Origin of the sequence: Sulfurihydrogenibium azorense Az-Fu1 (assembly GCF_000021545.1) — a bacterium.
Classification (GTDB): Bacteria; Aquificota; Aquificia; order Aquificales; family Hydrogenothermaceae; genus Sulfurihydrogenibium; species Sulfurihydrogenibium azorense.
In genome coordinates, this window is record NC_012438.1 from 545,531 (window position 1) to 565,353 (window position 19,823).

22 protein-coding genes and 1 tRNA gene are annotated in these 19,823 nt (G+C 32.6%); 7 read left to right on the forward strand and 16 right to left on the reverse strand.

Annotated elements, in window-relative coordinates:
* Nucleotides 1-90: 90 nt before the first annotated feature.
* The 6 genes from SULAZ_RS02955 to rimO form a co-directional block, all read right to left on the reverse strand.
* Nucleotides 91-174 (reverse strand) — tRNA-Leu (locus SULAZ_RS02955).
* Nucleotides 175-206: 32 nt separating this feature from the next.
* Nucleotides 207-713 (reverse strand): translation initiation factor IF-3, encoded by a 507-nt coding sequence (infC, locus tag SULAZ_RS02960; protein WP_041675790.1) that lies wholly within the window; start codon nt 711-713, stop codon nt 207-209.
* Between the two features lie 2 nt (nt 714-715).
* A complete protein-coding gene (gene nadB, locus SULAZ_RS02965; protein ID WP_012674594.1) occupies nt 716-2,293 on the reverse strand; it encodes an L-aspartate oxidase in 1,578 nt (525 codons plus the stop codon).
* Complete coding sequence (locus SULAZ_RS02970; RefSeq protein WP_012674751.1) at nt 2,283-3,278, reverse strand: gluconeogenesis factor YvcK family protein; 996 nt, start codon at nt 3,276-3,278, stop codon at nt 2,283-2,285. Before SULAZ_RS02970 ends, nadB begins: the two co-directional genes overlap by 11 nt.
* A gap of 1 nt (nt 3,279) precedes the next feature.
* Entirely contained in the window at nt 3,280-4,302 is a 1,023-nt protein-coding gene (mtnA, locus tag SULAZ_RS02975; protein WP_012673880.1) for an S-methyl-5-thioribose-1-phosphate isomerase, read from the reverse strand.
* Nucleotides 4,299-5,591, reverse strand: a complete 1,293-nt coding sequence (rimO, locus tag SULAZ_RS02980; RefSeq protein ID WP_041675793.1) for a 30S ribosomal protein S12 methylthiotransferase RimO — start codon at nt 5,589-5,591, stop codon at nt 4,299-4,301. The genes mtnA and rimO overlap by 4 nt, the downstream gene beginning before the upstream one ends.
* A 69-nt stretch (nt 5,592-5,660) precedes the next feature.
* Between rimO and SULAZ_RS02985 the strand changes: the two genes are divergently transcribed.
* A complete protein-coding gene (locus tag SULAZ_RS02985) occupies nt 5,661-5,873 on the forward strand; it encodes a hypothetical protein (RefSeq protein WP_012674639.1) in 213 nt (70 codons plus the stop codon).
* Between the two features lie 2 nt (nt 5,874-5,875).
* On the opposite strand, the gene dtd is transcribed toward SULAZ_RS02985, so the two are convergent.
* The 9 genes from dtd to SULAZ_RS03030 all read right to left on the reverse strand — a co-directional run bounded on the left by dtd (nt 5,876) and on the right by SULAZ_RS03030 (nt 13,649).
* Nucleotides 5,876-6,319, reverse strand: coding sequence for a D-aminoacyl-tRNA deacylase (dtd, locus tag SULAZ_RS02990; RefSeq protein WP_012673437.1), 444 nt, complete (start codon nt 6,317-6,319; stop codon nt 5,876-5,878).
* The gene (locus tag SULAZ_RS02995; protein WP_012674637.1) at nt 6,316-6,912 is read right to left on the reverse strand and encodes a TetR/AcrR family transcriptional regulator; all 597 of its coding nucleotides are present in this window, start codon (nt 6,910-6,912) and stop codon (nt 6,316-6,318) included. Before SULAZ_RS02995 ends, dtd begins: the two co-directional genes overlap by 4 nt.
* 14 nt (nt 6,913-6,926) lie before the next feature.
* Nucleotides 6,927-7,784, reverse strand: a complete 858-nt coding sequence (locus SULAZ_RS03000; protein WP_012674585.1) for a DHH family phosphoesterase — start codon at nt 7,782-7,784, stop codon at nt 6,927-6,929.
* A 265-nt stretch (nt 7,785-8,049) separates the two neighbouring features.
* Nucleotides 8,050-8,718 (reverse strand): helix-turn-helix domain-containing protein, encoded by a 669-nt coding sequence (locus SULAZ_RS03005; protein ID WP_012674895.1) that lies wholly within the window; start codon nt 8,716-8,718, stop codon nt 8,050-8,052.
* A gap of 4 nt (nt 8,719-8,722) precedes the next feature.
* Nucleotides 8,723-9,616: a KaiC domain-containing protein gene (locus tag SULAZ_RS03010; RefSeq protein WP_041675990.1), complete on the reverse strand. Its 894-nt coding sequence runs from the start codon at nt 9,614-9,616 to the stop codon at nt 8,723-8,725.
* 112 nt (nt 9,617-9,728) lie between these two features.
* Entirely contained in the window at nt 9,729-12,134 is a 2,406-nt protein-coding gene (gene recG, locus SULAZ_RS03015; protein ID WP_012674985.1) for an ATP-dependent DNA helicase RecG, read from the reverse strand.
* On the reverse strand, nt 12,112-12,333 hold the full coding sequence (locus SULAZ_RS03020) for a hypothetical protein (protein WP_012675119.1): 222 nt from the start codon (nt 12,331-12,333) through the stop codon (nt 12,112-12,114). The genes recG and SULAZ_RS03020 overlap by 23 nt, the downstream gene beginning before the upstream one ends.
* A gap of 3 nt (nt 12,334-12,336) precedes the next feature.
* A complete protein-coding gene (gene ispF, locus SULAZ_RS03025; RefSeq protein WP_012674335.1) occupies nt 12,337-12,819 on the reverse strand; it encodes a 2-C-methyl-D-erythritol 2,4-cyclodiphosphate synthase in 483 nt (160 codons plus the stop codon).
* On the reverse strand, nt 12,810-13,649 hold the full coding sequence (locus tag SULAZ_RS03030; protein ID WP_012674779.1) for an NAD(+)/NADH kinase: 840 nt from the start codon (nt 13,647-13,649) through the stop codon (nt 12,810-12,812). The genes ispF and SULAZ_RS03030 overlap by 10 nt, the downstream gene beginning before the upstream one ends.
* A 115-nt stretch (nt 13,650-13,764) precedes the next feature.
* On the opposite strand from SULAZ_RS03030, the gene SULAZ_RS03035 reads away from it, so the two are divergent.
* From SULAZ_RS03035 to SULAZ_RS03045, 3 genes are read left to right on the forward strand one after another with little or no spacing between them, the layout of a single operon-like run.
* Nucleotides 13,765-14,493, forward strand: a complete 729-nt coding sequence (locus SULAZ_RS03035) for a C40 family peptidase (RefSeq protein WP_012673969.1) — start codon at nt 13,765-13,767, stop codon at nt 14,491-14,493.
* The gene (gene hslV / locus SULAZ_RS03040) at nt 14,480-15,016 is read left to right on the forward strand and encodes an ATP-dependent protease subunit HslV (RefSeq protein ID WP_012674237.1); all 537 of its coding nucleotides are present in this window, start codon (nt 14,480-14,482) and stop codon (nt 15,014-15,016) included. The genes SULAZ_RS03035 and hslV overlap by 14 nt, the downstream gene beginning before the upstream one ends.
* A 7-nt stretch (nt 15,017-15,023) precedes the next feature.
* Complete coding sequence (locus tag SULAZ_RS03045) at nt 15,024-16,976, forward strand: primosomal protein N' family DNA-binding protein (RefSeq protein ID WP_012674768.1); 1,953 nt, start codon at nt 15,024-15,026, stop codon at nt 16,974-16,976.
* Between the two features lie 4 nt (nt 16,977-16,980).
* On the opposite strand, the gene hemH is transcribed toward SULAZ_RS03045, so the two are convergent.
* A complete protein-coding gene (gene hemH / locus SULAZ_RS03050; protein ID WP_012673584.1) occupies nt 16,981-17,982 on the reverse strand; it encodes a ferrochelatase in 1,002 nt (333 codons plus the stop codon).
* A gap of 99 nt (nt 17,983-18,081) precedes the next feature.
* Here hemH and SULAZ_RS03055 point away from each other — a divergent pair, with 99 nt between their 5' ends.
* From SULAZ_RS03055 to SULAZ_RS03065, 3 genes are read left to right on the forward strand one after another with little or no spacing between them, the layout of a single operon-like run.
* Nucleotides 18,082-18,570 (forward strand): HIT family protein, encoded by a 489-nt coding sequence (locus SULAZ_RS03055; RefSeq protein ID WP_012675000.1) that lies wholly within the window; start codon nt 18,082-18,084, stop codon nt 18,568-18,570.
* On the forward strand, nt 18,560-18,883 hold the full coding sequence (locus tag SULAZ_RS03060; protein WP_041675796.1) for a LapA family protein: 324 nt from the start codon (nt 18,560-18,562) through the stop codon (nt 18,881-18,883). Before SULAZ_RS03055 ends, SULAZ_RS03060 begins: the two co-directional genes overlap by 11 nt.
* A 33-nt stretch (nt 18,884-18,916) precedes the next feature.
* Entirely contained in the window at nt 18,917-19,723 is an 807-nt protein-coding gene (locus SULAZ_RS03065) for a 2-amino-3,7-dideoxy-D-threo-hept-6-ulosonate synthase (protein WP_012675127.1), read from the forward strand.
* Nucleotides 19,724-19,823 lie beyond the last annotated feature (100 nt).

Consider the following 19,823-nt stretch of genomic DNA (forward strand, 5'->3'; position numbering starts at 1 on the left):
TATTTAAGAAAATAATTACCATTATACAGATTTTTTCAAGGATTTTTTTGAGATTTAAATCAGAGTAAATTTAAATTGAGAGTGTTTATATGCCGAAGGCGGGAGTCGAACCCGCACGCCCTTGCGGGCGGGGGATTTTGAGTCCCCTGCGTCTGCCAATTCCGCCACTTCGGCTTTATATCTATATTATACTACTTTTTATTATACTACTTTTTAGGAATGAGCGTAAACATCATATTCCTACCTTCTTTAACTGGTGTTTTTTCTACAACAGCTATATCTGAAACGTCTTCTATAATTTTTTGAGCTAATTTATCTCCCAGTTCTGGATGGACGTTTTCTCTACCTCTAAACCAAATCCAGACTCTAACTTTATCTCCGTCTTGAATAAACTCTCTTATGTGTTTTATCTTTGTTTCATAGTCGTGCTTCTCTATGTTAAGTTTAAACTTCATCTCTTTAACTTCTTGAACATGCTGTTTCTTTTTAGCTTCCTTCTCTTTTTTCTTTTGTTCAAATTTGTACTTGCCGTAATCCATTATTTTACATACAGGTGGATTTGCGTTTGGAGATACCTCTACTAAATCTAAATTTTTTTCTTTGGCAAGTCTTAAAGCTTCGTCAATTGGTACTATTCCTAAATTTTTACCATCTTCATCAATGAGCCTTACTTCTTTTACTCTTATCTGGTTGTTAATTCTTAACTCCTGAATGGCTAAAACCTCCTAAAGTTTATTTCAAAATTTTTTTGCAAAATAGTATGTTTTAAAAATTCGTCTGACTGGTTTGGATAGTCTTCCCTAAAGTGGACTCCTCTACTTTCTTTTCTTGACAATGCTGAAAGAATAATTCCTTTACATAAGATGGTTAAGTCTTTAAGATATCTAACATTACAGTATGGTGATAAATCATCGTATATAGACTCTATCTTCTTTAAAGCTGTTTCTAAGCTGGTTTGTGATCTTATTAAACCTACTTTTTCCCACATTACAGTTTTAATTTCTTTTAAAAAATACTCTCTTTTAGATTTTTCCATCTGTCTTTTTGCATCGTTGTCGTTATCTATATCAGTATAATTTATTTTACTACACATATTATTTATGTAAACATTATATGCTGTTTTGTATCCAGATACAATACACTCAAGTAGTGAGTTACTTGCAAGTCTGTTTGCTCCGTGAACACCGCTACAAGCTGTTTCTCCAACTGCAAAAATTCCTTTTATATCTGTTCTGCCATCTAACTGGGCTTTTACTCCACCTATAGTGTAATGGGCTGATGGACTTACAGGTATCTTTGTAAAGTTCTCTAATCCAAACTCTTTTAACATACTGAAAACATTCGGAAATCTTTCTTTAAAATCAATGCCTTTATCAATGATGGGTTTTATATCTAAGAATACTTTGTGCCCTTCTTGATACTTTTTTAGTATTGCACGGGCAACTTCATCTCTTGGTTTTAACTCGTCTATAAACCTTTCTCCGTTTTCATCTACAAGTATAGCTCCTTCTCCTCTTACAGCTTCTGATATAAGCCAACCGGGTTTTCCTTCTATATAAATAGCCGTTGGATGAAATTGTACAAACTCTAAATCCATTAACTCACAACCTGACCTGTAAGCAACAGCTATACTATCTCCAGATACATTGTAGGCTGAAGTATTCCTTAAAAAAACGCCGCTATAACCTCCTGTTGCCAAAACGAGAGATTTAGACCTTACAACTTTTTGATTTTTTCCATCTGAAAGAAGTATTCCTACGTACTTGTCTTCATCAGTAAGAATTTCTTCTAAATAAAAGCCGTCTGCTAAAAATACGTTATTTTTTACATACTCTAAAAGTTTTTTCCCTATTTCGTGTCCTGTTTTATCTTTAGAGTGTAGCACTCTGTTTATACTGTGAGCTCCTTCTTTTGTGAGCTTTGGAAAACCGTTTTCATCTTTGTCAAACTCAACACCTGCTACTATAAGGTCTATTACTCTCTCTAAACCTTCTTCTACAAGTATTCTGACATTTTTTTCTATACAAAGTCCCTTTCCTGCGTTAATAGTATCTTGAAAGTGTAAATCCACAGAGTCTAAACATCCTATAGCAGCTGCTATTCCGCCTTGGGCTAGGAAAGAGTTGGATATACCGGGCTTTTTTTTTGTTATAATTAGTGGTTTTATTCCTAGTTTTAAGAGGTAGTAAGCTGTAGATATCCCAGCAAGTCCACTTCCAACTATTACAGTATCAACAACTTCATTTTGTATATTTTTTGTATTAAAGCAGGTTAAATATCTATTAATGTACATTTTTTATTTTTAAGTTTTGAATTATTTCTAAAATTACGTTGTTTAGTTTCTCTGGGCTATGTCTTGCATAGTTTCCTTCATCTAACAGGTCTTTTGCATAGACAGTAAGTCCCATTCTTGATAAGTTTCCTGCATCTGCGACAACCGGTTCTGAGTGTTCTTTAAGGTATCTTTTAAGTACTTCATCTGGGGGTATTGTAGTGTTGAGTATAACCGCGTTTAAAAAGTTTACATCTGGATTTCCTGTTATTACTTTATTTAAAGCTTTAACATGGTCAGAAGCTGTGAAGTTATCTGTCTCTCCAAACTGGGTCATAACATTACAGATATATACTTTATAAGCCTGACTGTTTAATACTGCTTCTTTAATATCATCTATTAAAAGGTTTGGAATTATACTTGTAAATAAACTACCAGGACCAAGTATTATCATATCTGCTTCCATAATTTTTTCTACTGCTTCAGGTGGCGCTTTTACATCTTGGGGTTCAAGCCAAATTCTTTTTATCTTTGCTACGAGTTTCCTTCCGTATTCTGTTATCTCAACTTCTCCTTTAATTATCTTTCCATCTGTGAACTCTGCAACAAGGTTAACCATAGAGTCTGTTGAAGGTATTATTTTACCTTTTATCTTAAGAATTTTTGAGGTTATTTCTATAGCAGTTAAAAAGTTTCCTGTTATCTTTGTAAGTACAGTTAAAAAAAGGTTTCCAAAACTGTGTCCTTTTAGCCCTTCTCCTTCTGTGAATCTATACTGCATAACTTTGGTAAAGATATCTTCATCTTCTGCCAGTGCTGTTATACAGTTTCTAACATCTCCCGGAGCTGGAATATTCATCTCTTTTCTAAGTATCCCTGTACTTCCACCGTTGTCTGATACTGTAACAATTGCAGATAAATCACTTATATAATCAGGCACAAAATGTTTTAAACTTCTTAAAAGTGTAGATAACCCTGTACCTCCACCTATGGCTACTACTTTCATATTACTTTCTCCCGAAAAATTTTAAAATCTTTTCTCTATTAGGTCTATCTATTATACCTTTTTCTGTTATTATGGCAGTTATGTTTTCTGCTGGTGTTATATCGAAAGAGTAGTTTAAAGCTTTTGATTCTTTAGGGGCAACTGGACAACAGTGACAGTTTTTAACTTCCTCTTCTTTCCTTTCTTCTATAGGAATATCTTTTCCATTTTCTAACGATAAATCAAATGTGGACGTAGGAGCTGCAACATAAAAAGGTATGTTGTGATATTTTGCCAAAACTGATAATGAGTAAGTTCCAATTTTATTTGCTACATCACCGTTAACTGTTATCCTGTCTGCACCTACTACAACTACATTTATAACACCTTTTGACATTAAAAATCCCGCAGAAGAGTCAGTTATTATGTAGTGAGGTATTCCTTCTTCTAAAAGCTCCCAAGCTGTAAGTCTTGAGCCTTGTAAGTAAGGTCTTGTCTCATCAACATAAACTGTTATATCTTTACCGTTTTCCCAAGCTGACCTTATTATTCCTAAAGCGGTACCCCATCCTGCTGTTGCCAGAGCTCCTGTATTACAGTGGGTAAGGATGTTTGAATTATCAGGAATCAAAACTTCGCCATAACCACCTATCATTCTGTTGGCGTGATAATCTTCAAGCTCTATCCTTTGAGCTTCTTTTAAAAGTTTTCGTAAAATGTCAGAGTCTTCTTTGTATTTAAGGTAGAAGTTAAGCATTCTATCTAAAGCCCAAAAGAGATTTACAGCTGTAGGTCTTGTATTTTTCAACCTTTGGTAAGCCTCTTGAGCTGGTATACCTTCTTTTATCCCTTGATAAAAACCGTAAGCACCCACTATACCTATAAGGGGAGCTCCCCTTACTACCATATCTTTTATAGCTTTTTCGTAATCTTCTAAGTTAGAAAGCTTTACCCACTGCAGTTCATGGGGAAGCTTCAACTGATTTATCACAAATAAAAAATCTTCTCTAAACTCTAAAGGTCTTATATCTTTTAACTTTCTCAAACCTCTTCTCCAACAAGGTCGTATTTATCAGCCACTTCTTTAATTTTGACTTTTATTATATCACCTGTTTTTAAAGGTTGTGTTGTTTCTATGTAAATTATTCCATCTATATCGTAAGCTGACCTGTATGACCTGCCGATTGGTAGTGTCTCCCATTCTTCAGAAAATCCGTCAACAATCACTTCAAACTCTTTTCCAACTGTTTGAAAGTTTTTTTCGTAAGTTATATCTTCTTGTAGTTTGATAACTTCGTTAAATCTTCTAAGTTTTTCTTTTTTAGGAATTTTATCTTTATGTTTTTCATAGGCAGGAGTTCCTTCTTCGTGGGAGTATGTAAAGACTCCAAGCCAATCAAACTTTGCTTCTTTTAAAAACTCAAGCATACTTAAAAAATCCTTTTCTTTTTCCGTAGGATAACCTACTATAACTGAGCTTCTTATGGTCATATCTGGAGTGTACTTTTCTTTCCACTCTAGTATTTGGTACAACTTTTTCTTTCTATAACCTCTCATCATATCTTTTAAAATGTGGTCTTGTGTATGTTGAATAGGCATTTCTATGTAAGGTAAAACTTTTTGACTGTCTTTTATAAATTTAAAAAAGTCTTCGTTAACAGTTGTTGGATAAAGATAGTAAAGCCTTATCCATTTTATACCTTCTACTTTTTCTAACTTTCTTAAAAGTTCAAAAAGCATAGGTTTTCCATAAATATCAGTTCCATAATAACTCGTGTCTTGGGATACTATATTTAACTCTTTTACTCCTTGGTCTGCTAAGTACTTTGCTTCTTCAACTAGTTTCTCTATAGGTTTACTTTTATGTTTTCCTCTAATGTTTGGGATAGCACAAAAAGAGCAAGTATGGTCGCAACCTTCTGATATTTTCAGGTATGCTAAATGTTTTGGTGTTGATATGATTCTTTTACTTTCAGGTTTTACCTGTATTGATAGTTTTTGTGGAATTGTTGTTTGATTTTTTAAATCTATAAATTCATCAACCTCAGGAATTTCCTTTTCTAACTCTTGTTTATACCTTTCTACCAAACAACCTGTTACTATCACTTTTTTATGAGATTTTTCTTTTAAAGATACAGCTTCTAATATTGTGTTTATAGACTCTTCTTTTGCAGCGTCTATAAAACCACAGGTGTTTATAAGTATCACATCTGCATCTTCACTACTTTGGGTAAACTCTACTTCTGTAGTATTTAACATTCCAAGTATATTTTCTGTATCTACTAAGTTTTTAGGGCATCCTAAACTTATTACGTTTATCTTTACCTTTCTCAGTTTCTCCTCCTTGAAAAAAGTTTAAAATAAGATATACTTTTTATTAAAAAACTTCAAGGTGGAGTTTTAATGGTTGACCCATCAGCTTTTAATCAAATGGAAAAACAGGCAACAGAGTTATTAATAAAAATACTTATTCCTTTATGGATAGTTCTTTCTGTATCTGTTTCTATCTGGGCTTACAAATCTACACGAGCTAAAGTGTTTTGGAAAAACCTGTATAGAAGTATATTCCCACCTCGTGAAGCTAAAGGCGAAAAAAGGCATTGGTTTAGAAGGTAAAGTTATAACTGTTTAGAATCAAGGATAAACGTAACAGGTCCATCGTTTAGAATATAAACTTTCATATCAGCTGCAAATATGCCTGTTTTAGTTGGTACAAATGTTGAAATTTTTTTTATAAACTCTTGGTAAAGGTATTTTGCTTTTTCAGGGTCAGCTGCATTTTCAAAAGATGGTCTTCTACCCTTTTTTAAGTTTGCAAGGAGTGTAAACTGGGATACAACCAGAGCTTCTCCCTTGATATCAATTAGTGAAAAATTCATCTTTCCTTTTTCATCTTCAAATATTCTCAAGTTTACAATTTTGTCAACAAGTTTATCTACATCTATAATCTCGTCTTCCTTTGAAACACCTAAAAGGATGTTTACACCTTTCCCAATCTCTCCTACTACTTTACCTTCAATTTCTACCTTGGACTGTAATACCCTTTGGACAACTGCTATCATCTTTTCATAATTCCGTAGAATAACTCTGATATTAAACCTTCTGGGTTTCTTATTATAGGGCCTTCTCTGTTTTCCATTACGTATGCAAAGACTTTTGCCTGTATTAAACCTACAAAGAGCATAACAGTTTCTTTAGGGTCTATGTCTTCCCTTACTATTCCTTCATTTATACCTTTTTCTATAATCTGGGATAACTTTTCTTTATAACTTTCTACAAATCCATGGAGTATATCAAAAAATTTTTTATTACCAGAACGGCTAAACTCAAAACATAAAATCGGTACAGCTCCTTTTGTTTCTTCTAAAACTTTTATGTGCTCTCTCATAACCTGTTTTAGGGTTTCTTCTGTGGATAAATTCATAGCTATTGCTCTGTCTACATTTTGGGAGCATCTTGATATGTATCTGTTTATAATCTCAACGATAATTTCATCTAGAGATGTAAAATGCTTATAAATTGCCGCATCTGTAATCCCAACTTTACTCCCAATGTTTTTTGCAGTAAATTTTCTCAATCCTTCCTTTACTATTATTTCTGCACCAGCTAGTATTATTTTTTCTTTTGTTGAAAGGTCTTCAACTGTTTGAAGCATCTCCACACCTCTTTTTATATTAGTAAAATATTACAAAACTCTTTTAAGTTCATAGAAGCTCCAGCTGCGTTTCTGTGTCCTCCACCGTTTAACATCTTTGCTAAATCCAGAGCAGAAGGGTTATGATGGTCAAGACTTCTAAAACTTAGTTTTACGTAATCTCCGTTTATAGAAAAAAGACAAACAGCTTCATTATGTAAAGTTGAAAGTTTATTTCCTATCTCTGATTGAAACAGTCCTGTGTTGTAAGCTCTTACTTTATAACTTCCAATTTGTATATATAAGTCTTTTGATTTTTCTACAAAACTATCTATGAGGTAGGTAGTATACTGATTTATTATCTTACCTTTTTCTATAATCTCGTTTATATCTTTATCAAGAAGCTGCCTTAACTCTTGAGGTTTATTTGTATATAAAAATAGATAATCGTTAACGTACTTTGTTATATCGCCAAACTCCCATTTCCAGATGTCTTTATCTTCAACATACTTAACGATATCTGGGGGATTACTGCCAAACAGATACTGCCATGTTAAAGATGCACCTGATTTATCGTTATCAAATACTAATTTAAAGTTGCTATACTTTTTAGTAAACTCTTCTAACATATCCTTTACACTTATATGGTGGTCTATGTTTATAACTTCTTTTGCTTTACTTGCCAGCTTTTCAAAAAATGGTTGTTTAATTGAAAAATCCACAATGTAAACCGTTGTATCTTTATCTACCTCATCTAATATAGGTTGAAATTCTTCTTCTCTATAGTTATGGTCTAAGGGAAATAACTTACAATCAGGATACTTTAAAAGCAGTATCGCAGCTGCGGTGGTTCCATCAGTACAGTTTTTATGGTAAATACAAACAGTTTTCATTCTAAACCTCCATACAATATTTTAAGTTAATATTTGCTAACTGTAAAGTGTTAAATAATTTTAAAATTATTATAGACAATTATAATTATAGTATGGATTATATAGGCATATCTATATATGATTACATAATTTTTTATATTAAAATTAAGAAATCTTAAAATAAATAGGATTATAAATCAGAATTAGATTAGCTAAGATTAAAAGTTGGCGGAGGGAGATATAATCTCCCCCCATTATTGATAATGAAGTTGATTTTGATATCTATTTAGATACCGTAAGTAGCCTCTTCTTTACTACTTAATACTTGCTTTATTTCGTGTAAAAGTGCAGCTGGATTTTTAATTGGATAGTGAAGCTTATTTAAGATTTCTTTTGGATCATGACCTTTTATTTTAACATCTTTTAATTTTTCTAATAACTGATTAGCTTCAGTTATTGGATACTTTATACCTTTTATATGTTTTAGTACCATATAAGCCCATGGAACATCTAATATTTGTGCAACTTCTGTAGATACAAGTTGACAGTAGTGAACAAGGGTTTCTGCATCTTGACCTTCTTTTATCATCTTGTATGCAAGCTTTGCTATGCCACCAGCTGTATGAACTTTCATCTCTTTTAGCTCTTCTTTTGCAAGCTCTTCCAACTTTTTAATTTTTTCCAGTGCTAAAGTTGGGTCTGCTCTGAGTATGTTTCTTACTGTATTTTTTGTTAGTCCTACTTTCTCTGCTATCTCTTCTTCTGTTTTTAGATACTCTTCTCTTAAAACAATAACGTAAGATGCTCTTGCCAACGATGGAAGCCATGTTAAAGTTCTAAACTCAGCTAACTTGCTTAATCCTCCCAGTAGGTCAATTGATTTGAAAAAAACTCTGCTTACTAAATGTTCTACGTCTTGTGTGTTTTCTGGAATTGATGTGATTTGAATCACCATCTTCTTAACCTCCTATTGGTTGTTTTATTTTTACTAATCCTGTTTCTGTTATTTCTAAAAAGTGTGTTTTTGTATCGTGTCCAGACATTCTACAACCATCTATTCTAAATAACCTTACAATATCTCCAATCTCTTTTTTATACATTTTTGCTTTAAAAGGAGAGTCTATTAGCTCCTTTGCCAACACCATTGTTCCATCAACTATATGTCCTACCGCATAACCACCTGCAGCTTCTGCTGTAAGTTCTTCGTGTCCACTTCTTTTTTGAGACACAAACAACGCAGTTTGATACCATTTTTTCATAAAGTTAAACAGTCTTCTTACTATAGCCCTTGCCATCATCTCCTTATTTTCAAAAAGTCCTGTCACAGAGTCAATTACGGTAAACTTTACTTTGTACTGTTGGATAACGTATGCAAGTGTTGCAAGTAAGTCTGGAACATTTTCTCTTATCTTTGTAGAAGAGGCTGCATCTATCAAGATGATGTTGTCTTGAAAGTCATCAAAGTTTAACCCCATTGCAGAAGCTCTAAGTTTTAAAGAAGCTACAACGAAGTTGGCAGGAGACTCAACAGTTATGAAAGCAACTTTATTTCCTTTACTAGCTTGATGGACAGTAAACTGTTCTACCATAAGAGATTTTCCTGTATCTGATACACCTGTAATGTTCATTACAGAGTAAGCTGGTATACCACCTAACGTTTTTTTAACAATCTTTCCATTTTCACTTGTTACTATAAAAAATAAATCGTCCAATCCTTCAATACCTGTAGATACCCCGTAAATCTTAGGAGCTTTTTTTAACGCCTGAGAGCCTGTAAATATAGCTTCTAAATCTGGCTCTGGTTTATGGTACTCTTGTTTTTCGGCTTCTTCCAGTTGGATTTCTTCATCCATTGATTCTACTTTTTTTCTTTTATCCATAAATTCCCCCAAATGATTAAAAATTTTCGATAGTAATAATTATATATTGTAAATTTTAAGTAATAATTATATATTGTAAATTTTATTATGCAATACTTACAAGGTCAAACTTGTCTGCGTACATTTTGTACACTACATCTTTTAACTCTTTGTATTTACTTAAGGTTGGGTCTTGGTTTATCATCTCTTGGGCTTCTTTTGTGGCTATTTCCAGAAGTTCTTCATCTCTTTTTAAATCTGCTAATATAAAGCCACTTTCTCCAGACTGTCTTACTCCTGCTATGTCTCCTGCACCTCTTAGCTCTAAGTCTTTTTCTGCAATTTCAAAGCCGTTATTAGTTTTAACTAATATCTTTAACCTTTCCAACGCTTTTAGTCTTGATTTTTCTTTGGAAGAGTCTGACTGGGGTTGGGATAGTTCGTCTGGAGCCATTAAAAAACAGTATCCTTCGTACTGTCCTCTTCCTATTCTACCCCTCAGCTGATGGATTTGGGAAAGTCCAAACCTATGGGCTTCTTCTATTACCATCACTGTTGCGTTTGGTATATCAACTCCTACTTCTATAACTGTCGTCGATACAAGTATGTGAGCTTTTCCTTCTTTAAACTCTTGCATTATTCTGTCTTTTTCTTCCTGTTTCATCTTACCGTGTAGTAAGACTACTTTGTAATCGGGGAAAGCTTCTTGATAGTGTTTAAATCCTTCCTCAGCTGATTTTAAGTCTGTCTTTTCTGATTCTTGGATTAAAGGATAGACTACAAATACTTGTCTCCCTTTTTCTAACTCTTGTTTTATTACACTGTAAAGTTTATCTCTCTCTTTTTCAAAAAGTATAACTGTTTTTACAGGTTTTCTTCCTTTTGGTAATTCGTCTAACTTTGATATGTCTAAGTCTCCGTAGTATGCAAGGGCTAAGGTTCTTGGTATTGGTGTTGCCGTCATAACCATCACGTGGGGCTTTTTTTCTGACCTTTCTATTAAAGATTTTCTCTGCTCTACTCCAAATCTGTGTTGTTCGTCAACTACTACCAAAGCCAAGTCTTTAAACTTAAGTTTTTCTTCAAGTAGTGCATGGGTTCCGATAACTACTTTTACTATACCACTTTCTACTGCTTTGTATATTTTCTTTTTTTCTGTTGACGAGAGACTACCTGTTAAAAGTGCTATCTCGTAGTCCTTTAAGTATGGTTTTAAGAAGTTTTTAAAGTTGTTATAGTGTTGCTGTGCAAGTATTTCTGTTGGTGCCATTACTGCTGATTGGTAGTTGTTTAAAGCTACTGCTAAAGATGATATCGCAGCTACCACAGTCTTACCACTTCCCACATCTCCTAAAACCATTCTGTTCATAGGTACCTCTTTTTCTAAATCTGATAAAATCTCTTTTATTGTTCTTTTTTGAGCGTTTGTAAGTTGGAAAGGAAGGTTTTTCTCCACTTCCTGTAAAAAGTCCTCTTTAACTTTTATATTGTAAGATGGATTTCTCTGTAATAAGGCTTTTCTGTATTTTTGTGCAAGTTGTAATAAAAACAGCTCATCAAAGATAAGTCTTTTTTGGTGTATATTTTGAAAATTGTTTAACTCATCAATATCAGTGTTTTCGTCTGGGTGATGAATAAACTTTAAAGCTTTTGACAGTGGTGGGAAGTTATACTTTTCTAAAATAAAATTTGGAATGTAATCTTTTACATCTGAAAACTTTTCTACAATTTTAAACATTCCTCTTCTTAGATGGTTTATAGTTTGTCCTGTTGTTTTTATGGAGCTGTCTCCTCGGAGTGAGTAAACAGGGGCTATAGTGTCTATTGGGTCTTCTTTTTCTTCAAGTAAGTCTGGTTGTATCAAAGAGTAATTTTTTTTATAAACGCTTACTTTTCCAAAAAGTTTTACAGTTCTACCTTTTCTAAAGTATGTGTAAAGGTATGGTTTATCGTAGAAAAACAAGGCAGAAAATAAAACGTTATCTTGTCTTAAGATTACTTCAACTTTTAGTTTACCTCTGTTTACTTTTTTTATATCTTCTACCTGTGCGTAAAATGTCCCTGTCTCTCCATCTTTGACTTTTAGTATTTTTTTTACTCGTCTGTCTTCGTACTTTTCAGGAAAGTTGTAAAGGGCTTGGTAAACGTTTTTTACCATAATCTTTTTGAAAGATTTTTTCTCTAAGGTTGTCAAAGAAGATAGATTGTTTATCTCGTATTTTTCAAGGTCAAAAATTGTAAATCTATTTTTAGGTTTTTCTTCGTTTTTTGTAGTTTTAATCTCATTGTAAGGTTGGGAGTTTAAATGAAATAGTATTATTTTTAAAAAGTTTCTTTTTTTGGCAGGGTTCATACTGTCTAAAAGTTGTAAATCTTGAAGTATACCTTCAGGTACTTTTCCTTTTAGTAGAGTTTTTAGAGTATCACCTAAACTTTTTACCCTGCTTAAATATACATCATCACTGTTTATAAGTTTTTCTATTAGGTTTTTAGCCGGATTGTTGTTTTCCATACTCTATAATAAACTGTTTTAACTCCTCTACAAATTGTACTGGGTCATGGCCGTAGTTGATAGCTGCTATCTGTAGTCTTTCATGAGGTTTACAGGCACATACATTGCAGTACATATTTTTAGACTCAAAAAATCTTCTTGTAAAGGGATACTTCCTCAAAACCTGTTCAACCGTTGTATCTAAGTTTATATCTTTCATAATTTACTCCTCCTTTTTTAGTAATACCACAACATAACAAGCTGCTGCTTCTTGTTTCCCTATACTGTCCATCTTTTCGTTTGTTTTTGCTTTTAAAAACACTCTATCTTTTTCTATCTCAAGTATTTTGGCTGTATTTTCTATCATTTTTTCTCTATAAGGTAGTATCTTTGGCTTTTCTATTATTATAACGCCGTCTATATTAACAATTTTATATTTTTTATCATCAATAATCCTTTTAGCCTCTTTTAAAAAGATCTCACTGGAAGCATCTTTAAACTTTTTATCACTGTCTGGGAACAGTTGTCCAATATCACCATAACCTACAGCTCCCAAAAGGGCATCTGTTAATGCGTGAAAAAATATATCACCGTCAGAATGGGCTAAAAATCCTTTATCAGATGGTATCTCTACACCTGCTATTATCAACTTTCTTCCTTCCTCAAGTTTGTGTAAGTCGTAACCTATTCCTACTCTTATTTCCAATTTAACTTCTCTCTAAGTATATCAAAGTAATTTTTATAAGGAGTTCTAACTATGAAAGTGTAGTAAGGAGATTGTTTTACCACTATTTCGTCACCATAAAAAAGCTGTGTTCCTTCTTGGCCATCTAAAGTTAACCATGCGTCTTTGTCTTTTGAGATTAGTTTTATTTTGATTGGCTCTGTTGTTGGTAGTATGATAGGTCTGTCTGTTAAAGTATGGGGGCAAATAGGTACTAAAACAAACACTTCTAAAGGAGGGTATACGATTGGACCTCCAGCTGACAAAGCGTAAGCTGTAGACCCTGTTGGAGTAGATACTATAACACCATCACCGTTAAAAGTTGTTATGTATCTATCTCCTACATAAACTGCTACGTCTACAATTCTTGCCAAAATTGCCTTGTTTACTATAACATCGTTTAGTACATCAGCTGTTAAAACCTCTTTTCCATCCCTTTTTAAAGTAGCCCTAAGCATCATTCTTTTTGATATACACAGAGGTTTAGACAAAATATCTTCTAATTTTTCATAAGCTTCTTCTTTATTTATCTCAGTTAAAAAACCAAGTCTTCCCAAGTTTATTCCTATAAGTGGAATACCATACTTTGCTACTCTTCTTGATGCTATTAAAAGAGAGCCGTCTCCACCTACAACTATTAATGCATCTATCTCCTTAATCTCTCCTTTTTCTAAATCTTGAACGTTTTCTATTATCTTAGATTCTATTCCTTTTTTTATAAGCCAGTCGTTTAAATTTTTAGAAAAATTTTTAGCTTCTTCACTTTGTTTAGAAAAAATTCTTAGCTTTTTATATATAGGTAGTATTGCCATTACCTAATTAACTCCATGATTTTAATAGTTTTATTATAATGTAAAGTAAAAAAGTTTACAAACCGAAAATAGAGTGTTATAATTTTTGACAGGTATAAAGAATAGGGGGACGCACATGAAAGTGTTAAAAAAGATTATAGGCATTTTTATGAGTTCTGCAATACTCATAATGCCATCAGTTGCAGAAGCAAAAACAAAAAAAATAGAAAAAAAACACAGTAAAAGTATCAGTGTAAAACATAAAAGTTTAGATAAAATCTCAAAACACTCGAGACATTCAAAACACTCCAAAAAAAGTTTAAAAGTCAAAAAAGTTTCTTACTCCTACGGGCCAAGAGTTTACGGGGATGATTTAGAACCTAACAGAGATATCTACAAGTATGCAATAGGATTGTTAGGTACTAGATATACTTTTGGTGGAGAAAGTATAAATGGTATAGATTGTTCTTCTTTTGTCCAACACGTTTTTGAACTTGCTGGTTATAAAATGCCAAGAACTGCAAGAGAGCAAGCACTCTACGGCTATTTTGTAAGAAGAGAAAATATCAAACCCGGAGACCTTCTATTTTTTGCAACCTATGCCAGTTATCCTTCCCACGTAGGAATATACATAGGAAATGGAAAAATGATCCATGCTTCATCACGAGGAGGAAAAGTTGAGATCACAGATATAAATCAAGACTACTATATAAAGAGATTTTTATTTGCAAAAAGAATACCTGCAAATATGAAAGAACTTGTACCACAAGATTCAATAGAAAGTATAGAAGAATATATCTCTGAAAATTCTAAGAAAGAAGACCCTATAGCAAAAATTATAAAGGAAAAAGATGGAAAAAATTAGAAGTACAACTATATTAGTTGTCCGTAGAAACGGTAAGACCGTTATGGCAGGAGACGGGCAAGTTACACTTGGATCTTCTGTAATGAAGCAAACAGCCAAAAAAGTTAGGAAGTTAAACGAAGGAAGAGTAGTTGTAGGATTTGCAGGCAGTGCAGCTGATGGACTGGCACTTATGGAGAGACTTGAAGAAAAGTTAAACAAACACAGAGGAAATCTAATAAGAGCATCTGTAGAACTTGCAAAAGACTGGAGACTTGATAAATACTTGAGAAGATTAGAAGCTGTTATGATTGCAGCTGATAAGGAGAATATACTGCTTTTGTCTGGAAATGGAGATGTTATAGAGCCGGATGAACCGGTTTTGGCTATTGGGTCAGGAGGAGATTATGCAAGGTCTGCTGCACTTGCACTTTATAGAAATACAGATTTAGATGCAAGAAAGATAGTAGAAGAGGCTATGAAGATAGCTGGCGAGATTTGTATATACACAAACACAAACTTTATTATTGAAGAGATAGAATAAAACAATCTTGGAAGAAATTTTTGTAGAAGTTGCAGTTCCTGTTCCTCTTTTTAACACTTTTGTCTATAGAATACCTTTACACTTAAATAAAGCAGATTTAATAGGTAGAAAAGTAAAGGTTCCTTTTAAATCAACAAAACATTACGGAATAATATTAGGTGTTAAAAATCAGCCTGATTTTTCAAAGGTAAAAGATGTATTTTCAGTAGAGGATAAAGTTTTCACGGAAAAAGAGATAAATATAATAAAAAATCTTTCAGAATTTTACATTTCTCCAATAGGTTTAACAGTTGACTACTTTGTTCCAAACAAAATAAGAGAAAAAAACATAAAAGACCCTTTTATAGGAAAACTCTTTTTCTTAAAGGAAAATTCCCAAGTAAAAAAGTTAACCCACAAACAAAAAGAGTTATTGGAATTACTATACGAAAGAGATTATCTAACCTACGAAGACCTAAAAGAGTTAGGTTTTGATAGAAAAACTATTAAATCTTTGGTAGATAAAGGGATAGTAGAAGTAAAAGAAGGTCTAAGTATATTAAAAGACTCTTTAGTTTTGTCTAGTTATAAGGAAGATTACGAAAGTATCAACACTTTAAAAAACAAAATCTACCTTTTTGATGAGTTTTATCCGGAAAAAAGACTAAACTACTACTTGCAGCTTACACAAAAAATAAAAAATGGTAGTATCCATATTATCCTTCCTTCAGTTGAACTTTGTAATATTTACTATGAGATATTTTCAAGAAGATTTAAGAATGTATATGTTTACAACGACTCAATCTCTCCTTCTACTCAATGGCAGGTTTGGAAAAAGGCAATGGAACAAAACGTAATACTTATAGGAACGGTCTCTTCTGCAGTTATACCAATAAAAAACCAGAAAATCTTAATCGTAGAAGAAGAAGATTCAAAAGTCTATAAATCAAAAAGAACTCCTAAAATAGATATTAAAAGAGTTGCATACTATATTAATAAAGAGAAAGGTATACCTGTTATTTTTGCTTCATCTATTCCATCTTTAGAAAGTTTTTTATCCTTACAAAAAAAACAGATTATACATTTAAATAACAAACCTAAAATTAATTCAGCTAACATCCAAATCATCCCCCATAAAAATATTAATAGTGATTTGCTTGTAATAAAGGACCTTATCACAAAAAGTAGAAGCTGTCTAATTGTTGCAAATAAAAGTTATTACTCAAGTTTAGTTGTATGTGAGAGGTGTGGTTGGCAGGCTATTTGTCAAAAGTGTGGATATCATCTAAACGTCCATTTGAAAGAAGGGAAAAAATATTTAGAGTGTGGAAGGTGTAAAACAAAGTATGAATACACTCCTTTATGTCCTGAGTGTGATTTTAAAACTACAGAAACAGGGTTTGGAAAGGAAAAAGTGGAAGTTTTTTTAAAAAAATCTCTTCCAGTTGAGTTTTGGAATAAGTTTAAAGTTGTGAGTAGTTTGGAGCTAAAAACTTTAAGTGTAGGGAAGTTTGAAACTGTTATAAATCTTTATCCGGACTTTATTTTAGATTTTCCAGATTTTAGGTCAGAGTATGAGTTTTTTAAAAAAGTGATGATTCCTATAACCGTTTGTGAAAAAAATTATGTTGCAATAACTAATCAAGAAGAAGAGTTAAAAAGGTTTAACTTTGATGTTTATAAATTTTTAACTTGGGAGTTGAAAAAGAGGGAAAGACTTAACCTTCCACCGTTTATAAAAGTTATAAAGTTAGAGATATTTACAAAAAATCTAAAAGGTTCAATAGTTTCTAACTATGTAGAAGAGTTTTTTAAAAATTTAAAAATTATTAAAAAATCAGTCCTTGACAACTATCTTATGTACATATTTGAGTATAAAAATGAAGAAGATAAGAAAATATTTAAAGATTTTTATGAAAAAACACTTAAAAAGTCAAATATTAAAATAACAATAGAAGTAAACCCAAGTAATTTTCAGTAGTTTTTTAACTACACTGTAAAACTAAATTTTTTAAGGCTTGCATAAACTTAGGGTGGGTTTTTAGGGTTGGTATTCTTATATAGTTTTCTATGCCTAACTCTTTGGCAAGGTTGCCGTACTGATAATCAAGTTCATACAGTGTCTCAGAATGTTCAGAAACAAAACTAACAGGTATTACAACTAAATTTTTAACTCCTTCTTTTGATAGTCTTTCAATCTCTTGGTCTGTAAACGGTTCTAACCACTTTACTGGTCCAACTTTAGACTGGTATACCAAAGAGTACCTAACTCCTTTAAAGTTTTCCATTATTAACCTTACAGTTTCTTCTGTTTGGTGTTTGTATGGGTCTCCATCTAAAATTATCTTTTCTGGAAGACTATGGGCACTAAAAAGAAAGTAGTAGTTTTGATAGTCTTGAGGTAGGTTTTCCTTTATATTTTCTACCATTGCATTTATATAATCTATATTGTTATAATAGCAGTTGATTTTTTTAATTGGAATGTTTGAAGAGTAGTAGTAAGGACTTTTTACTCCTTTAAGGGTTGATAAGACAGTGTATTTTCCTGCTTTTATATACTTTTTTATCTGTCTGTCAAACTCATTAAAAGATGAACCAGTGGTCGTCCTGCTGTATTGAGGATATAGAGGTAATAGTATTATCTTTTCTAAATCGTAATTAAACAGTTCTTGTAGAGCTTCATCAGTAAAAGGATGCCAGTATCTCATTGCAACAACTACCTTATAATCATCTCCCAGAGCTTCCTGTAAAGCTTGTGCCTGCTTTAAGGTTTGTTCTTTTTGGGGAGATTTTCCACCCATTATCTCGTAATACTTTCTTGTTTTTTTAGACCTAATCTTTGATATTAAAAATGCAACTGGTTTTTGTATAGGTTTTGGTATTTGTATGATATCATGGTCAGAAAATAGATTGTATAAAAATGGCTGTATAGCATCTAAACTGTCAGGACCACCCATATTAAGTAAAACTACACCTATCTTTTTCATTGCTTACCTCTTAATTTTATTGTTATAATTTATACCATACAAAATGTGGAAAAAATACACAAAATGTAAAAATTTACATATAAAACGGAGGCAATAGGTATGGAAAGACTTTACTCTCCTTGGAGGTCCCAGTACATAGAAGGACTTAGTAAGTCTGATGAATGCTTTCTTTGTAGAGCTTTTAAAGATAATGATGATGAAAAAAATCTTGTACTTTACAGAGGAAGAAATGCTTTTGTTATAATGAACCTTTTTCCTTACAATGCTGGACATTTAATGGTATGCCCAAACGACCATATAGGAGATTTTACCCAGATAGATGAGAAAACTATGTGTGAAATAGCTTTACTTACTCAAAAGATGGTAAAACTTCTAAAAAAGGTTCTTAATCCGGATGGTTTTAATATAGGGTATAACATAGGAAGAGCTGCAGGAGCTGGACTTGAAACCCATATTCATAATCATATAGTCCCAAGATGGAATGGAGACACTAACTTTATGCCAGTTTTAGGAGAGGTAAGAGTTATATCCCAAGACTTAAAAGAAATTTATAATAAATTAAAAGAAGGGTTGAAAGATGTTGAGTAAAATAAGGCTTATAATTTGGCTTTTTATATTGTTGATAGTTGCTTATTTTGTGGCGATGAATGCAACTTCTGTAAGTGTTAATCTTCTTCCGGGATACCAAACCGTTCCAATGCCATTATCTGTAGTTATCATATTTAGCGTAGTTATAGGTGCAATATTTGCCTTAACTCTTACAATAGGTGATTGGATTAAATTTAAAATGGAAATAAATAAATTAAATAAACAGCTTCAAAACTGCGAAAAGGAAAAGCAAGCTTTACTACAAACTAAAAACTTAACAAACCAACAAGAAAAGTCTGAGAGTAATGTATAATAATAAATCAAAAATCATCTGTGGAGGAATAAATTGTCCATAGGAAAGAGAGTAAGATTAGAGAGACTTATTAATAGAGATACAGGAAAAACTGTTTTAGTCCCTATGGACCATGGTGTTAGTTCAGGTCCTATGAAAGGGATTGTAAACCTGAAAGAAACAGTTCAAAAGATAGCAGAAGGTGGTGCAAATGCAATAATACTACATAAGGGTATGGTAGAAGCAGGACACAGAGGTAAAGGTAAAGATTTAGGTCTGATTATCCATATGTCAGCTTCTACAGATTTATCATTAAGAAAAAACGATAAGGTGTTAGTATGCACTGTAGAAGAAGCTATAAAGTTAGGAGCTGACGGTGTTTCTATACACGTAAACATAGGTGCTGAAGATGAAAAACAGATGTTAAAAGACTTTGGAGAAGTATCTAAAAAATGTCTTGAATGGCAGATGCCACTTCTTGCTATGATGTACTACAGAGGTCCAGAAGTAAAAAACCCTTACGACCCTAAAGCGATAGCCCATATAGCAAGAATTGCAGCAGAACTTGGAGCTGATATTGTAAAAGTTCCTTACACAGGAGACCCTGAGACATTTAGAGAGGTTGTAGAAGGTTGCCCTGTTCCAGTTGTGATAGCCGGAGGTCCTAAAGTAGATTCAGATGAGGCTCTTTTAAAGATGGTTTATGATGCCGTTGTAGTAGCTGGATGTGCCGGACTGTCTATAGGAAGAAATATATTCCAGCATGATAACGTATCTTTAATAACTTCTGTATTAGCTAAAATAGTCCATGAAGGTATAAGTGTAGAAGAAGCATTAAATCTTATAAAAAATGTTGCTTAAAAAATAATTATGGATTATAATTTAGAGTAAATACTCAAGGAGGTGTGTGCGATGGAAGCTTGGTTAGCGTTTATCATTATGACAGCTTTTACAATTTTAA

What these genes read in the sequence shown, in the direction of transcription:
- nadB (WP_012674594.1), bottom strand. Translation starts at nt 2,293, where the DNA reads ATGTACATTAATAGATATTTAACCTGCTTTAATACAAAAAATATACAA.
- SULAZ_RS02970 (WP_012674751.1), bottom strand. Translation starts at nt 3,278, where the DNA reads ATGAAAGTAGTAGCCATAGGTGGAGGTACAGGGTTATCTACACTTTTA.
- SULAZ_RS02985 (WP_012674639.1), top strand. Translation starts at nt 5,661, where the DNA reads ATGGTTGACCCATCAGCTTTTAATCAAATGGAAAAACAGGCAACAGAG.
- dtd (WP_012673437.1), bottom strand. Translation starts at nt 6,319, where the DNA reads ATGATAGCAGTTGTCCAAAGGGTATTACAGTCCAAGGTAGAAATTGAA.
- SULAZ_RS02995 (WP_012674637.1), bottom strand. Translation starts at nt 6,912, where the DNA reads ATGCTTCAAACAGTTGAAGACCTTTCAACAAAAGAAAAAATAATACTA.
- SULAZ_RS03000 (WP_012674585.1), bottom strand. Translation starts at nt 7,784, where the DNA reads ATGAAAACTGTTTGTATTTACCATAAAAACTGTACTGATGGAACCACC.
- SULAZ_RS03005 (WP_012674895.1), bottom strand. Translation starts at nt 8,718, where the DNA reads ATGGTGATTCAAATCACATCAATTCCAGAAAACACACAAGACGTAGAA.
- SULAZ_RS03010 (WP_041675990.1), bottom strand. Translation starts at nt 9,616, where the DNA reads ATGGATGAAGAAATCCAACTGGAAGAAGCCGAAAAACAAGAGTACCAT.
- recG (WP_012674985.1), bottom strand. Translation starts at nt 12,134, where the DNA reads ATGGAAAACAACAATCCGGCTAAAAACCTAATAGAAAAACTTATAAAC.
- SULAZ_RS03020 (WP_012675119.1), bottom strand. Translation starts at nt 12,333, where the DNA reads ATGAAAGATATAAACTTAGATACAACGGTTGAACAGGTTTTGAGGAAG.
- SULAZ_RS03030 (WP_012674779.1), bottom strand. Translation starts at nt 13,649, where the DNA reads ATGGCAATACTACCTATATATAAAAAGCTAAGAATTTTTTCTAAACAA.
- SULAZ_RS03035 (WP_012673969.1), top strand. Translation starts at nt 13,765, where the DNA reads ATGAAAGTGTTAAAAAAGATTATAGGCATTTTTATGAGTTCTGCAATA.
- hslV (WP_012674237.1), top strand. Translation starts at nt 14,480, where the DNA reads ATGGAAAAAATTAGAAGTACAACTATATTAGTTGTCCGTAGAAACGGT.
- hemH (WP_012673584.1), bottom strand. Translation starts at nt 17,982, where the DNA reads ATGAAAAAGATAGGTGTAGTTTTACTTAATATGGGTGGTCCTGACAGT.
- SULAZ_RS03055 (WP_012675000.1), top strand. Translation starts at nt 18,082, where the DNA reads ATGGAAAGACTTTACTCTCCTTGGAGGTCCCAGTACATAGAAGGACTT.
- SULAZ_RS03060 (WP_041675796.1), top strand. Translation starts at nt 18,560, where the DNA reads ATGTTGAGTAAAATAAGGCTTATAATTTGGCTTTTTATATTGTTGATA.